Here is a 15,307-nt window from a genome sequence, read left to right on the forward strand (position 1 = left end):
AGGAGGCGATGATGGCAGATATTCTTCCCCCCGTAAGCGACCCTGCGATTCTGGGCCAGCTCGACACCCTCGCGAAACGCCACCGCGCAGCGGGCGGCGTGGTGATGCAGCTGATCGGCTATGTCGGAGGTTCCGCCGAAGGGCTTCTGAGCAAATTGCCGGGGCCCGTGCGCAACGGTCTGGATGGGGCGACCGAGCGCGCGCTTTCGGGCGCGATGACAGCCGCCGAGCGCTCGCGCGGAATCGTCGCGGACCGGCCCGACTGGATGAACCGCACGCTGACCACCGCAATGGGGGCCGCCGGCGGCGTCGGCGGTCTGGGCAGTTCGCTCGCCGAGTTGCCCTTCACGGTCACCATGCTACTGCGCGCCATACAGGGCATCGCCGCCGAACACGGCTTTGACCCGGCCTCCGAGGAAGTGCGGCTCGAATGTCTGCGGGTCTTCGCATCTGCCGGGCCGCTCGAGGATGATGACGGGATGGATCTGAGCTTCCTCGCCGCGCGCGCGACGATCACCGGGTCGAGCATGAAGTCGCTGATCGCAAAGGTCGCGCCTCGCCTGTCGATCGTGCTGGGTCAGAAACTCGCCGCCCAGGCCGCCCCGCTTCTGGGCGCAGTCGCGGGCGCTGCGGTGAACTACGCCTTCACCAGCTATTATCAGGAAATCGCCCGCGTCCATTTTGGGCTGAAGCGCCTTGCCCGGGACACCGGCACCGATGAGGGCGTTCTGCGCGAGGAGCTTGTCGCCCGCATCGCCAAGTGATCGCGACGCCGCGCCCCTGTTTTCCGTCGAATGCCTCCGGCGGGGATATTTGGACCAAGAGGAAGGTAGCTTCGCTTCCTCTTGTCGAAAATATCCCGGGGGGCTCCGAAGGAGCGGTGGCAGCGCCCCCCTACGTACCACTAGGCGCGAGCAGCTTCTCAGCCCTTCGCGTCCTCAAGGATCATCTGCGCCGCCTTTTCGGCGATCATCATCGTCGGTGCGTTGGTGTTGCCCGAGGTGATCGTCGGCATCACCGAGGCATCCGCGATGCGCAGCCCTTTCAGGGCTTTCAGCCGTAGCCGCGGATCGACCACGGCACCGTCATCAGGCCCCATCCGGCAAGTGCCGACGGGATGGAAGATCGTGGTGCCGATATCGCCCGCGGCTTTCACCAGCTCAGCTTCGGTCTGATAGTCCGGGCCGGGCTTATATTCCTCGGGCTTGTATTTCGCGAAGGCCGGTTGCGAGGCGACACGGCGGACCTGCCGGATCGCTTCGGCGGCGACGCGGCGGTCGCCCTCGGTCGAGAGGTAATTTGGCGCGATTTCGGGATGGGCGCGGAAATCGGGAGAGGTGATATGCACATGGCCGCGGCTCTCGGGGCGCAGGTTGCACACGCTCGCCGTCATGCCGGGGAAAGCGTGGACCGCGTCGCCGAACTTGTCGAGGCTGACCGGCTGGACGTGATACTCCAGATCGGGCGTCTCCTTCTCGGGGAAGCTGCGGGTGAAGATGCCCACCTGCGACGGCGACATCGACATCGGCCCCGAGCGGAACAGCGCATATTCCATCCCGATCTTCGCCTTGCCCCAGAGCGTCGAGGCCATGGTGTTGAGACTCTTGACGCCCGAGACCTTGTAGATCACGCGCAGTTGCAGGTGGTCCTGCAGGTTCTCGCCCACACCGTTCACTTCGGCCACCGGGGTGATGCCGTGCTGGGACAGCACGTCGCCGCGCCCGATTCCCGAGAGCTCGAGGATCTGGACCGAGCCGATCGAGCCCGCCGAGAGTACCGTCTCGCCCGCCTTCACATCGTGGCTCTGTCCGTTCTGGTTGTAGCGGATGCCGATTACGCGCCCCTCTTCGATCAGGAGCTTCTCGACCTGCGCGTTGGTCTCGATCCGCAGGTTCTGGCGTTGCATCGCGGGTTTCAGGAAGGCTTTCACCGCGCTCCAGCGCCAGCCGGATTTCTGAGTGACGTGGAAATAGCCGCCGCCCTCATTGGTGCCGGTGTTGAAATCGTCGGTGCGTGGGAACCCGGCCTCTTCGGCGGCCTCGAGAAAAGTATCGAGCATCTCCCAGCGCACGCGGGCTTCTTCGACCCGCAATTCGCCGCCAGCGCCATGCAGGTCGCTCTCGCCGCGATAGAAATCTTCCTGCTTCTTGAACAGCGGCAGCACGTCGTCCCAGCCCCAGCCGGGATTGCCCGCCTGCGCCCACATGTCGTAATCGCGGGCTTGGCCGCGCATGTAGATCATGCCGTTGATCGAGGAGCAGCCGCCGAGGATGCGCCCGCGTGGATAGAGCAGTTCGCGCCCGTTCAGTCCGGCTTCGGCTTTCGACTTGAAACCCCAGTCGGTGCGCGGGTTGCCGATGCAATAGAGATAACCGACGGGGATGTGGACCCAGTGGTAGTTGTCACGCCCGCCGGCCTCCAGCAGCAGCACCTTGTGCTTGGGGTTCTCCGACAGTCGGTTGGCCAGAACGCAGCCTGCGCTGCCGCCCCCGACCACGATGTAATCGTATTGCTCCATAAGCCCCTCCCGAACTGCGCCTCCGGGCAGGACTTTCGCAAGCTGCCGTCCGGGAAACAAGGCCGTGGACCGTTCATTCGCGCAAAGTCGCTTTGCGAAAACGCAAGGAGGGGCTTGCCTGTGAGGGGGGTGATCCGTTCTATGGCGCAAATCTCGCCGGAGCCTTTCATGGTCCTTTACCGCCTTCTCGTCAGTATCGCGAGCCTGCCTGTTCTGGCGGCGTTGCTCTGGCGCGTTCTGCGCGGACGCGAAAGCCGGGTCGCTTTGTTGGAGCGGTTGGGCGGTGGGGAGGCCGCGCCGGGACGATTGTGGCTGCACGCGGCCTCGAATGGTGAACTGACCTCCGCCAAGCCTTTGATCGAAGCGCTGCTGGCCGCCGATCCTGCGTTGCGGCTGTTGGTGACGGTGAACACGGTGACGGCGCGCGCGCTGGGGCAGGGCTGGAACGATGCCCGCATCGCGATCCGTATGGCACCGCTCGACCATCGTGCGGTGCTGCGGCGGTTCCTGTCGCGCCATGCCCCCCGCGCGCTGGTCGTGATCGAGAACGAGCTGTGGCCGAACCGCATGGCGCTGCTCGCGCAGGCGAAACGGCCGCTCTTCGTTATCGGTGCGCGGATGTCGGCCCGCTCGGCGGCGCGCTGGGCGAAGATTGGCATCGCGCAGCCGATGGTGGCGCAGATCACCGCGCTCTCGGCGCAGGATGCGGGGTCCGAGGCGCGGTTCCTCGACCTTGGCCTGCCGCAAGAGCGGCTGATGCCCCCCGCCAACCTCAAGACCTCGATAACCGTCGCACCGGGCGTGCCGCTCGGCTGGCCGCGCAGCGACACGGTGTTGGCCGCGTCGACCCATGAGGGGGAAGATGCGACGATCCTCGCCGCCTTTGCGAAGGCGCGCGCGCATCGACCGGGCCTGCGCCTGATCCTCGCTCCGCGCCATCCCCGCCGTGCGCCCCAGATCGCAGCTCTGATCGCCAAGGCCGGGCTGCGTCATACCACCCGCTCGAAGGACGGGCCCCCGACCGCGGAGGTCTATCTGGCCGATACGCTGGGCGAAATGGGCCGCTGGTATGCGAGCGCGGGCCTGTGCTTCGTGGGCGGCTCGCTTGTCGAAAAGGGCGGTCATACCCCCTATGAACCGGCGAGCTTCGACTGCGCTTTGCTGCATGGTCCGGATGTCGCGAATTTCGCCGCAGCCTATGCCGCACTCGACGCGGCAGGCGGCGCGCGGCTTTGCGCGACCGAGTCGGATCTCGCCGCTGCGTTCGCCACGCTCGACGCCGACGAACAGGCGGAAATGGCGCGCGCCGCGCGGGCGGCGCTTGGGCCGCCAGCCGATGTCGAAAGCATCGCAACCGCGCTCATCGCACGTCTATGACCTGCGCCAATATGCTTGCATCGCGGGTTAAATAGCCTATTTGCTTACCCATTCGGGAGATGCAGAGATGATCCGTTATACGCTGCAATGCGAGAATGAGCACCGCTTCGACAGTTGGTTTCCCTCGGCCTCCGGGTTCGAGGCGCTCAAATCGGCAGGCCAGCTGGAATGTGCGGTTTGCGGCTCGAAAAACGTCGAGAAATCGCTGATGGCGCCGCCCGTCGCGCAGACACGCAAAACGCAGGAGGGCGCGCCTGAACGCCCCCTCTCGCAGCCGCATTCCGAGGCCGAGCAGGCTCTTGCCGCGATGCGTCGCGAGATCGAGAAGAACTCCGATTACGTCGGCATGAACTTCGCTACCGAAGCGCGCGCGATGCACGAGGGCACCGCCAGGAAACGCGCGATCCACGGAGAAGCGAAACTCGACGACGCGCGCAAGATGCTCGAGGACGGGCTCCCGGTTCTGCCGCTGCCCTTCCTGTCGACTCGCAAGACGAACTGACCCTTTTCGCTCTTTCGAAATATCCCGGGGTGAGTTCGCGAACGCGAAGAGGGGCAGCGCCCCCGAGCCGATCTGCAGGCCCGGAAACGCCAAATCTCTTGCGTGCCCCAACGGCTTGAGCTAGCAGAGGCGCGACTCTGCCCAAGGGGGATTTCCATGCCCATTCTGGTGATGAAATTCGGCGGCACTTCCGTCGCCGATCTCGACCGGATCGCAAACGCCGCCGAAAAGGTGAAGCGTGAAGTCGAGCGCGGTTACGATGTCATCGTGATCGTCTCCGCGATGTCGGGCAAGACCAACGAACTCGTCAACTGGGTCGAGACCACGTCGCCGCTCTACGATGCGCGCGAATACGACGCCGTGGTCTCCTCGGGTGAGAATATCACCGCCGGCCTGATGTCGCTGCGCCTGCAGGAGATGGGCGTCTCCGCGCGCAGCTGGCAGGGCTGGCAGGTGCCGATCAACACGACCTCTGCGCATGGCGCGGCGCGCTTCGTGTCGATCCCGCGCGAAAATCTTGACCAGAAATTCTCCGAAGGCTTCAAGGTCGCGGTGATCGCCGGCTTCCAGGGGTTGTCGCCGGAGAACCGGATCACGACGCTCGGCCGGGGCGGCTCGGACACGACCGCTGTGGCTTTCGCCGCTGCGTTCGGCGCGGAGCGATGCGACATCTACACCGATGTCGACGGCATCTACACCACCGACCCGCGCGTCTCCTCCAAGGCGCGCAAGCTCGACCGCATCGCCTTCGAGGAGATGCTGGAACTCGCGAGCCTCGGGGCGAAGGTTCTGCAAACCCGCTCGGTCGAGCTCGCGATGCGCTACAAGGTGCCGCTGCGCGTGCTAAGCTCCTTCGAGGAAACCACGGAGAATTCGGGCACTCTGGTCTGCGACGAGGATAAAATCATGGAATCGAAAGTTGTCTCCGGCGTCGCCTTTTCTCGCGACGAAGCGAAAATGACCCTCGTGACGGTCGAGGACCGCCCCGGTATCGCCAGCGCGATCTTCGGGCCGCTCGCGGATGCCGGTGTGAATGTCGACATGATCGTCCAGAACATCTCCGAGCGTCAGGCCGAGCACGAGGTCAAGGTCACCGACATGACCTTCTCCTGCCCGGTCAATCAGGTGGCCCGCGCCCGAAAGGCGATGGAAGACGCTCGCGACGCCGGTCTGATCCAGTTCGACGAGCTGGTCGCCGACGAGGACGTGGCGAAAATCTCCGTCGTCGGGATCGGCATGCGTTCCCACGCGGGGGTCGCCGCGAAGATGTTCAAGGCGCTGGCCGCCGAAAACGTCAACATCAAGGTTATCTCCACGTCGGAAATCAAGATTTCGGTGCTGGTCGACCGCAAATATCTGGAACTGGCGGTTCAGGCCCTGCATGATGCCTTCGAACTCGACAAGGCCTGAGTAACCCGAAGGGCCGCAGCAACAGGGACGACCTGCGCGGATGGTGGAACTGAGCGAAAGTGATAGTCGCACGCTGTTGCGACGCCTGCGCGATACGCTGGCCACGGAGGGCGACGGGCAGGACCGGCTCAACCACATCACCCAGATCATCGCGGATTCGATGGGCACCGAAGTGTGCTCCATCTATCTGTTCCGCGATCCCGAAACGCTAGAGCTTTGCGCGACCGAAGGTCTGAAGGCAGAGGCTGTCCACCACACGCGGATGCGTCTGGGCGAAGGTCTCGTGGGCCGCGTGGCGCGGTCGGGCCGCCCGATCAACTCCGCCGATGCGCCCTCCGAGCCGGGCTTCCGCTACATGCCGGAGACGGGCGAAGAGATTTACTCCAGCTTCGTCGGCGTGCCGATCCAGCGCGTGGGCGAAAAGCTGGGCGTTCTGGTCGTGCAGTCGAAGGACGAGCGCAGCTTCTCGGATGACGAACTTTATGGGCTCGAGGTGGTCGCGATGGTGCTGGCCGAAATGACCGAGCTTGGCGCCTTCACCGGCGGCGAGAATTCCGAGATCGGTGCGACTCACCGCTTCCCGGTCATGTTCCGCGGTGCGACCGGTCAGGAAGGCGCCGCCGAGGGGCGCGTCTGGCTGCACGAGCCGCGCGTCGTCGTGACGAACCCGGTCGCCGAAGATCCCGAGGCAGAGGCTGCGCGCCTCGAGGAGGCCATCACCGAACTGCGCGGCAAGATCGACGAGATGCTCGCCAGCCCGACCCTGATCGACAAGGATCAGCGGCAGGTGCTGGAGACCTTCAAGATGCTCGCCGCCTCCAAGGGCTGGAAGCGGCGGATGCTCGAAGACATCGCAGCGGGCCTCTCTGCCGAAGCTGCGGTCGAGAAGGAGCAGAACGCCGCGCGCGACCGGATGCGCAAGGCGCCCGATCCGTACCTGCGCGAACGGCTCAACGATCTCGACGACCTGTCGAACCGCCTGCTGCGGCAGCTGACGGGGCAGGGCAGCGATACCGGTGCCGAGATGCCCGAAAACCCGGTGCTCGTGGCGCGCAATATCGGCCCGGCGGAACTTCTCGACTATGATCGCAAACTCAAGGGCGTGGTGCTGGAGGAAGGTTCCGTCGGCTCGCATGCCGCGATCGTCACCCGCGCGCTCTCGATTCCGCTGGTGATCCATGCGGGCCGGATTACGGCGGAGGCACTGAACGGTGACCCGATCCTCGTCGACGGCGATCAGGGTGTGGTGCACCTGCGGCCAGAGGAAAGTGTAGCGCATGCATTCCGCGACAAGATCGCGATGCAGGCCGAGGCACAGAAACGCTATGCCTCGCTGCGCGACCAACCTGCGGTCGATCGATCGGGCCAGATTGTCTCGCTGATGATGAATGCTGGGCTGATGGCGGATCTGCCCTCCCTGAAGGGCTCCGGCGCTGATGGGGTGGGGCTGTTCCGCACCGAACTGCAATTCCTGACCCGCACAAAGGTGCCACGCCGCGACGAGTTGGTTCAGCTCTACAAGCGGGTGATGGACGCGGCCGACGGCCGACGGGTGAATTTCCGCACGCTTGATATCGGCTCCGACAAGGTGGTTCCCTACATGAAACCGCAGGACGAGCCGAACCCGGCGATGGGCTGGCGCGCGTTGCGGGTGGGGCTCGACAAGCCGGGTATCCTGCGAATGCAGCTGCAGGCGCTCTTGCGCGCAGCCGACGGACGCCCGACGTCGATCATGTTTCCCTTCATCGCGCTCCCCGAGGAATTCTACGCCGCGCGCGATACCTTGCTGCGGGTCCGTGATCGCGAGGCCCAGTTGGGCCGCACCGTGCCCGAAGAGTTGCGCATCGGCGCGATGCTGGAAACCCCGAGCCTCGGCTTCGCGCCGGACAGCTTCTATCGCGATTGCGATTTCATCTCGATCGGCGGCAACGATCTGAAGCAGTTCTTCTTCGCCGCCGACCGCGAGAACGAACGGGTGCGTCGCCGCTACGATACGCTCGACGGGTCCTTCCTGAACTTCCTTGAGCGGATCATCGCACGCTGCGCGGTTTCGAACACGAGCCTCAGCTTCTGCGGCGAGGATGCGGGGCGCCCGATCGAGGCGCTGACCTTCGCGGCGCTCGGCATTCGTACGCTTTCGATGCGACCCGCTTCGATCGGTCCGGTCAAGCATCTGATCCGCCGCGCCGATCTGGGGGAACTGCGGCAGGTGATCCAGCAGGCGCGCAATGCAGGGCAATCCACTGTGCGCCCCGCGGTAACGAGCTACCTCGCGCATCTCTGACAGGGGCGGGGGCCTCTGAGGTCGCAATAGAAAAGGGGCGCTGCCCCCTCTGTCCTTCGGAAATTCACCTCGGGATATTTACGCCAAGGCGAAAGAGGTAAGCCTTCGCCTTGGCACACATTTTCCGCGGGGAGCTGGGGGCGCGAAGCCCCCAAGTCTTTGCCTTCCGTCTCAGCCGGCGGCCAGACGTTTTTCCTCGGCCGCTTTGTAGGCTTTGTCCGAAGGCGCGATGAAGGTGTAGAACATCGGCACCACGAACAGCGTGAACATCGTCCCGATCAGGATCCCCGAAAAGATCACGAGGCCCATCGCCTTGCGTGCCTCTGCGCCCGCGCCTTGCGCGAGGATCAGCGGCACCACCGCCAGCGCCATTGCGGCGGTGGTCATCAGGATCGGACGCAGACGGGTCTGCGCGGCCTTCACGATCGCCTGCCGGCGGGTGAGGCCCGATTGCTCGCGCTGCTGGTTGGCAAACTCGACCATCAGGATCCCGTGTTTCGTGATCAGCCCCACCAGCGTGATCAGCCCCACCTCGGAATAGATGTTGAGCGTGCCCAAGCCGAGGTTCAGCGGCAGCACCGCGCCGAAGATCGTCAGCGGCACCGTCATCATGATGATGAAGGGGTCGCGGAAGCTCTCGAACTGGGCGGCGAGCACCAGATAGATCACCAGCACGGCCGCCGCGAAGGCGATCACGATGGTATTGCCTTGCTGAGTCTCGATCCGCGATTGGCCCGAATAGTTCACGAAGAAGCCGTCGGGCATCACCTGATTGGCGATGTCCACGATCGTCTGCACGCCCTCGCCGGTGGAGCCGCCGGGCAGGGGGAGCGCCGTGATCGTCGCCGCGTTCAACTGGTCGAACTGTTCGATCGAGGCGGCGTTCACGCCGGTGTCGATCTTCACGAGCGATGACAGCGGGATCATCGCACCCGAGGCGGAGCGGACGAAGTAGCGGCCCAGCTCCTCGGGATTCGCGCGGAATTCCTGAGGCACCTGCGGGATGATGTCGTAGCTGTTGGAGTCGCGGTCGAACTGCGCCACCGACGCTTCGCCGACCAACAGCCCCAGCGTCGAACCGATATCCGAGACCGGCACGTTCAGCGCCGCCGCCCGGTCGCGGTCGATCGTGACATTGACCTGCGGGCTGTCGAAGTTGAGTGAGTTCTGTACGACGATGAACTTGCCCGTGGCCTGCGCCTTGTTCTTGATCTCCTCGGCCACCTCGGCGACGCGTTTGGCGGAGTGGATCGACTGGATCACCACCGATATCGGCAGGCCGCCCCCGGTGCCCGGCAGCGACGGCGGCGCAAAAGCGAAGCCCTTCAGGCCGGTCGATTTGCCCAGATCGCTCTGGATCTCCTGCTGGATTTCCTTCTGGCTGCGGGTGCGATCCGCCCAGTCCTTGAGCGCCCAGATATAGATACCCTGAGAGCTGTCGCCGCCGAAGCCCGCGATCGAGAAATCGGTGCGCACTTCGGGGATGTCGGCGGTGTCGCGTCCGACCTGGTCGATATATTTCTGCGTGTAGTCGCTGGTCGCGTAGCGTGGCCCGTTCAGGATCGCGAAGAGCGCGCCGTTATCCTCGTCTGGGGCAAGCTCGGAATTGGTGTTCATCAGCATGAACCCGGTCACGCCCACGAGCGAAACGACGATGAGCAGCGTGATCCCGCGCAGGTCGAGCGAGCCGTCGACACGCCGCCCGTACCAGCCCGAGAGCCGATCGAAATTGCGGTCGACGAACGCCTGGAAGCCCTTGGACTCGCCATGTTTCAGCAGGCGGCCCGACATCATCGGCGTGATCGTCAGCGCGATGATCCCTGACAGGATCACCGACCCAGCGAGTGCGAAGGCGAATTCACGGAACAGCTGTCCGGTCAACCCGCCGGTGAAGCCCAGGGGCGCGAGCACGGCGGCCAGCGTGATCGTCATCGCGATGACCGGTCCGGTGATCTCCTTCATGCCCCGCACGGCGGCGGGGATCGGTTTCATCCCCTCTTCGATATGTCGGTGGATATTCTCCACCACCACGATCGCGTCATCGACGACGAGGCCGATCGCCAGCACCATTGCCAGCAGTGTGAGAAGGTTAATCGAGTATCCCAGCGCCAGAAGCACTGCGAGCACCCCGATCAGCGAGAGCGGAATGGTCACGATGGGCATCGCCACGGAGCGCAGCGAGCCGAGGAACAGAAGGATCACCACGGTCACGATCGCGACCGCCTCGCCGATGGTCTTGAACACCTCGTGGATCGAGGCCGAGATCGTCTCGGTCGAGTCGTAGACCAGTTCGATCTTCATGCCTTCGGGGAGCGTTGCGTTGATATCGGGCAGCGCCTTGCGCACCGCCGCCGCCGTATCGAGCGGGTTGGCAGCTGGCGTCGGGTAGACGCCGAGGAACGTGCCCTCTTTGCCTTCGAAGGTGACGATCTCGTTCTCGGAGGCCTTGGCGAGCTCGATCTTCGCGACATCGCGGAGGCGCACCACGTCATCGCCCTTGCCGGTGATCGGCAGCTTGCCGAAGGCTTCGGGCGTCTGCAGCGTGGATTGCAACGTGATCGACTGGGCGACGTATTCGTTTTTCGTCTTGCCCGGGGCCGAGAGGAAGTTCGACGCCTGGATGGCGCCCACCACTTCCGACGCCGTGACGCCGCGCGCAGCCAGCTTGTCCGGATCGATCCAGACCCGCATCGCGTAATCGGAGGCGCCGATGATCTGGGTCTGCGCGACGCCCGGAATCGTGGACATGCGCGGACGGATCACCCTGCGCAGATATTCGGTCAGCTGCTCCGGCGTCATGTTGGGGTTGAGCGCCGCGAGATACATCAGCGCGAAGGTCTGGCCGGTGCCCTTCTGGATCACCGGGTCCTTCGCGGCCGACGGCAGTTGGCCCTTCACCTGCTGCACTTTCGAGAGCACCTCGGTCATCGCCGCGTCGGAATTGGACCCGAGTTTCATATGCACCGAGATAACCGAGGCCGACGGCCGCGACTGGGTGGTGACGTAATCGACGTTTTCAGTGGTCGCCACGGCAGCAGCGAGCGGCGAGGTGATGAAGCCCTGGATCAGTTCGGGCGAGGCGCCGGGATAGGCGGTGGTGATGGTGACCACCGTTTCCTCGACTTCCGGATATTGGCGGACGGGCAGGTTAAAATAGGCCTGCGCCCCCAGCAGGAGCATGAACGCGCCCAGAACCATCGAGAGGACGGGGCGGCGGATGAAGATCTCGGAGATATTCATGGGCTTGGCCTTACTGCGCCTTCGCGCCGTCTGAGGTCGTGTCCGATGAGGCGTCCGACGTGGTGTCCGAGTCCCCCTCCGCGCTGGCGCTCGAGTTGCCGTCCGAAGACGTCTCGGAGTTTGTCGCGGCGTTGCCCTCCATGCCGAAGGCTTTCATCACCTCTTCGGTCGAGGGCGCATCGGGATCGGGCGAAATCGCGTTGTCGATGCTCACCGTCGCGCCGGAGTTCAGCTTGTTCTGACCCGCGTTGACGACCATGTCGCCCGCTTTGAGACCCTTGGTGACTTCGATAAGTTGGCCGGAGCGGCGTCCGAGCGTGATGAAGACCTGCTTGGCGACCAACTGCGGCTTATCCGCGCCTTCGGGGGTCTCCTTGCGCACCACGTAGACGGAATCGCCGTAGAGGTTGGAGCTGACCACGGTCTGCGGCAGGGCGATCACGTTATCCTCTGCGGGCAGCACCACAGTGACATGCACGAACTGGCCGGGCGTCAGCTTGCCTTCGCCATTGGGAACCTCGGCGCGCAGCGTCACGAGGCGCGAATTCGGGTCGATCTTGGGCTCGATCCCGGTGATCTCGCCTTTCAGGTCGACGGAGCCGTCCTCGGTTTGCACCTTGACGGTCTGGCCCGCTTCGGCCAGCCGCGCCTGCTGCTCGGACAGGGTGAAGTCGACCCGCATATGATCGCGATCCTGCAGCGTCGCATAAGTGGTGCCGGTTCCGACATATTGGCCGACCTCCACCCGCGGAATGCCGATGATGCCCGCAAACGGCGCTGTCAGGCGCTTCTTCTCGAGCAAGGCCTGGAGCTTCGCGACGCTTGCGCGCGCTTCCTGTGCGCTTGCTTCGGCCTGATCGAGATTGGAGGTGGCGGACACGCCCCGGTCGGCAAGCTGACGCGCGCGCTTGAGATTGGTCTCGGCGAGGTCCTGAGCGGCCTTGGCCGAGGCCAGATCGGCGCGCTCGGAGCTGTCGTCGATCTGCAAGAGCACCTCGCCCTTCTCGACCTTGTCGTTCGCTTCGAAATGAATCGCCTGCACCGTGCCGCCCATTTCGACGGCAAGTTCGGTCCCTTGCACGGCGGCGGCGGTCCCGATCGCCTCGAGGCCCGGCTCCCAGGTGATGGGCTTCACCTCGCTGACCGAAACCGCCACGGGGGGCTGCTTCATATTCGCGAAGAACTGCGCGATCATCTTGGAGCGGAAAAGATTGTAGCCGACGACGCCACCCACCACGAGGATGAGGGCGACGAGAGCGATGAGGAGGCGTTTGATCATTTGGAGGTCCCGTCAAAATCCCTGTTTGCGCATGGTTTCGGCCCCGCCGACCGACCCGCGCGCGATTTTTGAACCATTTGGTTCACGTGTGCGCCCTGTCAATACGCGAGCGACGCTAAAAGGATGGGTCACAGTGCCGTGAAGGCAAGGTGGAAAACCGGTGCGGCCAAGCAATACTTGGCGTCTTGTAACGTCAAGATCGCGGAAATCTGATTTTTTCCGCCTCGACCGGCAAAAAACGTGCATTATCTTTACTTGTACCTGCGATCCTGACGGCCCCGCGTCGCTTTGCAGCGGTGTCTGGTTCTAGGAGTTTGCATGGACCCCCTTTCTTTTTTGCGCATCGGTTTCGAGGCCGCGCGGATCGGCGTCGAGGCGCAAGCGGTGATCTCGATGCGAGTCGCGGGGATGACGGGGCTTTGGGATGTTTCCCCGCTCGAATCGTTCCAGATGATGCAGGAAAAGCCAGTGGCGGTTGCGGCGGCGGCAGAGGCTGCAGCTTTCGCGCTGATGCGCGGACAGACGGCAGATCGGGCGATTTCGGCTTCGATGACGCAGATCGGAAACCACACCAGCGCCAACATGATACGATTGTCGCGTCGCGGACCCAGCTGGTTCTGATGGGTTGAGCCGGGCAGGGCCGCCACGCTGGCGCGGCGGCCCCGTAGTCTTCAGGCGGCGCTGTCTTCCTCGACCGCGTCATCGCCTTCTTCGACGCTTGCGGGCGTGACCATGGCCGTCAGGATCGTCGGCATGTCGACCACGCCGATCGGCTTGTTCGCCTTGTCGACAACAGTCGCCATGCGCACCTCGGCATCGGCCATCCGGCGCGCGATCTTCTCGAGCACCGAGCTGGCTTTTACCTTCATCTTCGGCAGCTCGCCTTCCGGCAATGGCATCGCGATGGTCTCGGCCCGGATCACGCGACCCCGGTTCACCTCGCGGACGAACTCGGCGATGTATTCATTCGCCGGGCGCAGCACGATTTCCTGCCCAGTGCCCACCTGATTTAGCGCACCGTCGCGCAGGATCGCGATCTTGTCTCCCAGCCGCAGCGCCTCGTCGAGGTCGTGGGTGATGAAGACGATCGTCTTCTTCAGCTCCGCCTGCAGGTCAAGAAGTACCTTCTGCATGTCCATCCGGATCAACGGATCGAGCGCGGAGAACGCCTCATCCATCAACAGGATGTCGGCATCGTTGGCCAGCGCGCGGGCTAGACCCACCCGCTGTTGCATGCCCCCCGAGAGTTGGTTCGGGTAGTTGTCCTCGTAGCCCGCAAGACCAACGCGCGCGATCCATTTCTTCGCGATCGGCTCGGACTCCTTGCGGTCGATGCCCTGGATATCGAGGCCGTAGCAGGTGTTTTCCAGCACGGTCCGGTGCGGCAGAAGCGCGAATTTCTGGAACACCATCGCGGTCTCGTGGCGGCGGAATTCACGAAGCTCCTCTTCGTTCATCTTTACCACATCGCGGCCATTGTAGAGGATTTCTCCGGCCGTGGGCATGATCAGCCCGTTGATATGGCGGATGAGCGTCGACTTGCCCGAGCCCGAGAGGCCCATGATCACCGAGATCTTGCCCGGCGGCAGGTCGAGGTTGATGTTCTGCAGACCGAGCACATGGTTGTGCTTGTCGTTGAGCTCTTCCTTGCCCATGCCGCCCTGCACGACCTCCACGTAATCTTTGGGTCGCGCCCCGAAGATCTTGTAGAGATTGCGGATTTCGATGCCCGAGCGGGTCTCGTCCGCTGCGTTTGTCGTCGCATCAGTCATGGCCCGCCTCCGAATGTTTCTGCAGCCGCTTGCCGAACGCCTGGCTTGCGCGGTCGAAGATGATCGCGATCGCGACGAGCGCGAAGCCGTTCAGGAAGCCGATGGTGAAGAACTGGTTGTTGATCGCCTGCAGCACGTTTTTACCGAGGCCGCCGACACCGACCATCGAGGCGACGACGACCATCGCCAGCGCCATCATGATGGTCTGGTTGACGCCCGCCATGATCGTCGGCAGCGACAGCGGAAGCTGGACGCCCCAGAGTTTCTGACGCGGGTTGGCGCCGAAGGCGTCCGCGGCTTCGATGACTTCCTTGTCCACGAGGCGGATGCCCAGATTGGTCAGACGGATCATCGGCGGGATCGCGTAGATCACCACCGCGATCACGCCGGGCACCTTGCCGATCCCGAAGATCACGACGACCGGGATCAGATAGACGAAGGATGGCATGGTCTGCATGACGTCGAGCACCGGCGTCAGGATTTGCTGCATCCGGTCCGAGCGCGCCATCAGGATGCCGATCGGCAGTCCGAGGATGATCGCGATCAGCGTCGCCACGGTGACCATTGCGAGGGTGGTCATGGTGTCCTCCCACAGGCCGAAAATGCCGATGAAGGCAAGGCCCATGGCCGAGCCCATCACGATCTTCGGATTGCGCGAGGCGAACCATACCACGACGAGGATCAGCGCGAAGATTATGAACCACGGCGTGTCCACGAAGGCGTGTTCGAGAGTGTTGAGAAACCATTGAAGCGGCCGCGTGGCCGCGTCGATTTGATCGGAATAGGCGCGGACGATGCCGCGGAACCCGTCGTCGATGCCCATGCGCATGTGGCGCAGGGTGGAGTTGGGAAGGGAAGGGAACTCACAGAGCAGTTCCGGCAAGCCCCAGCATGAAGATGCCATCTTGTTATGTCCTCCGGTCGA

General features: G+C 64.0%; 11 protein-coding genes. 6 read left to right on the forward strand and 5 right to left on the reverse strand.

Annotation, left to right across the window (positions count from 1 at the left end; all coding sequences use genetic code 11):
* Positions 1–8 precede the first annotated feature (8 nt).
* Entirely contained in the window at positions 9–764 is a 756-nt protein-coding gene (locus B6V74_RS12525) for an EcsC family protein (RefSeq protein ID WP_075775922.1), read from the forward strand.
* 158 nt (positions 765–922) lie between these two features.
* Here the strand turns inward: B6V74_RS12525 and B6V74_RS12530 are convergent, their stop codons facing one another.
* Positions 923–2,518: a GMC family oxidoreductase N-terminal domain-containing protein gene (locus B6V74_RS12530; RefSeq protein ID WP_088722953.1), complete on the reverse strand. Its 1,596-nt coding sequence runs from the start codon at positions 2,516–2,518 to the stop codon at positions 923–925.
* A gap of 168 nt (positions 2,519–2,686) precedes the next feature.
* On the opposite strand from B6V74_RS12530, the gene B6V74_RS12535 reads away from it, so the two are divergent.
* The 4 genes from B6V74_RS12535 to ptsP all read left to right on the forward strand — a co-directional run bounded on the left by B6V74_RS12535 (position 2,687) and on the right by ptsP (position 8,091).
* On the forward strand, positions 2,687–3,895 hold the full coding sequence (locus B6V74_RS12535; RefSeq protein WP_088723069.1) for a glycosyltransferase N-terminal domain-containing protein: 1,209 nt from the start codon (positions 2,687–2,689) through the stop codon (positions 3,893–3,895).
* A 67-nt stretch (positions 3,896–3,962) separates the two neighbouring features.
* Positions 3,963–4,397, forward strand: coding sequence for a DUF1178 family protein (locus B6V74_RS12540; protein WP_088722954.1), 435 nt, complete (start codon positions 3,963–3,965; stop codon positions 4,395–4,397).
* 156 nt (positions 4,398–4,553) lie between these two features.
* Positions 4,554–5,807 (forward strand): aspartate kinase, encoded by a 1,254-nt coding sequence (locus tag B6V74_RS12545; protein WP_075775925.1) that lies wholly within the window; start codon positions 4,554–4,556, stop codon positions 5,805–5,807.
* 40 nt (positions 5,808–5,847) lie between these two features.
* Positions 5,848–8,091 (forward strand): phosphoenolpyruvate--protein phosphotransferase, encoded by a 2,244-nt coding sequence (ptsP, locus tag B6V74_RS12550; RefSeq protein WP_075775926.1) that lies wholly within the window; start codon positions 5,848–5,850, stop codon positions 8,089–8,091.
* A 171-nt stretch (positions 8,092–8,262) separates the two neighbouring features.
* Here ptsP and B6V74_RS12555 read toward each other — a convergent pair whose 3' ends face one another.
* Positions 8,263–11,331 (reverse strand): efflux RND transporter permease subunit, encoded by a 3,069-nt coding sequence (locus tag B6V74_RS12555; RefSeq protein WP_075775927.1) that lies wholly within the window; start codon positions 11,329–11,331, stop codon positions 8,263–8,265.
* Positions 11,332–11,341: 10 nt separating this feature from the next.
* A complete protein-coding gene (locus B6V74_RS12560; protein ID WP_088722955.1) occupies positions 11,342–12,610 on the reverse strand; it encodes an efflux RND transporter periplasmic adaptor subunit in 1,269 nt (422 codons plus the stop codon).
* 318 nt (positions 12,611–12,928) lie between these two features.
* On the opposite strand from B6V74_RS12560, the gene B6V74_RS12565 reads away from it, so the two are divergent.
* The gene (locus tag B6V74_RS12565) at positions 12,929–13,231 is read left to right on the forward strand and encodes an antibiotic ABC transporter (RefSeq protein ID WP_088722956.1); all 303 of its coding nucleotides are present in this window, start codon (positions 12,929–12,931) and stop codon (positions 13,229–13,231) included.
* A 50-nt stretch (positions 13,232–13,281) separates the two neighbouring features.
* Here the strand turns inward: B6V74_RS12565 and B6V74_RS12570 are convergent, their stop codons facing one another.
* Both B6V74_RS12570 and B6V74_RS12575 read right to left on the reverse strand, forming a co-directional pair.
* On the reverse strand, positions 13,282–14,382 hold the full coding sequence (locus tag B6V74_RS12570) for a glycine betaine/L-proline ABC transporter ATP-binding protein (protein WP_088720348.1): 1,101 nt from the start codon (positions 14,380–14,382) through the stop codon (positions 13,282–13,284).
* Positions 14,375–15,286, reverse strand: coding sequence for a proline/glycine betaine ABC transporter permease (locus B6V74_RS12575; protein ID WP_075775931.1), 912 nt, complete (start codon positions 15,284–15,286; stop codon positions 14,375–14,377). Before B6V74_RS12575 ends, B6V74_RS12570 begins: the two co-directional genes overlap by 8 nt.
* Positions 15,287–15,307 lie beyond the last annotated feature (21 nt).

It is taken from the genome of Thioclava sp. F42-5 (assembly GCF_002213195.1).
In the GTDB taxonomy this organism is placed as follows: Bacteria; Pseudomonadota; Alphaproteobacteria; order Rhodobacterales; family Rhodobacteraceae; genus Thioclava; species Thioclava nitratireducens.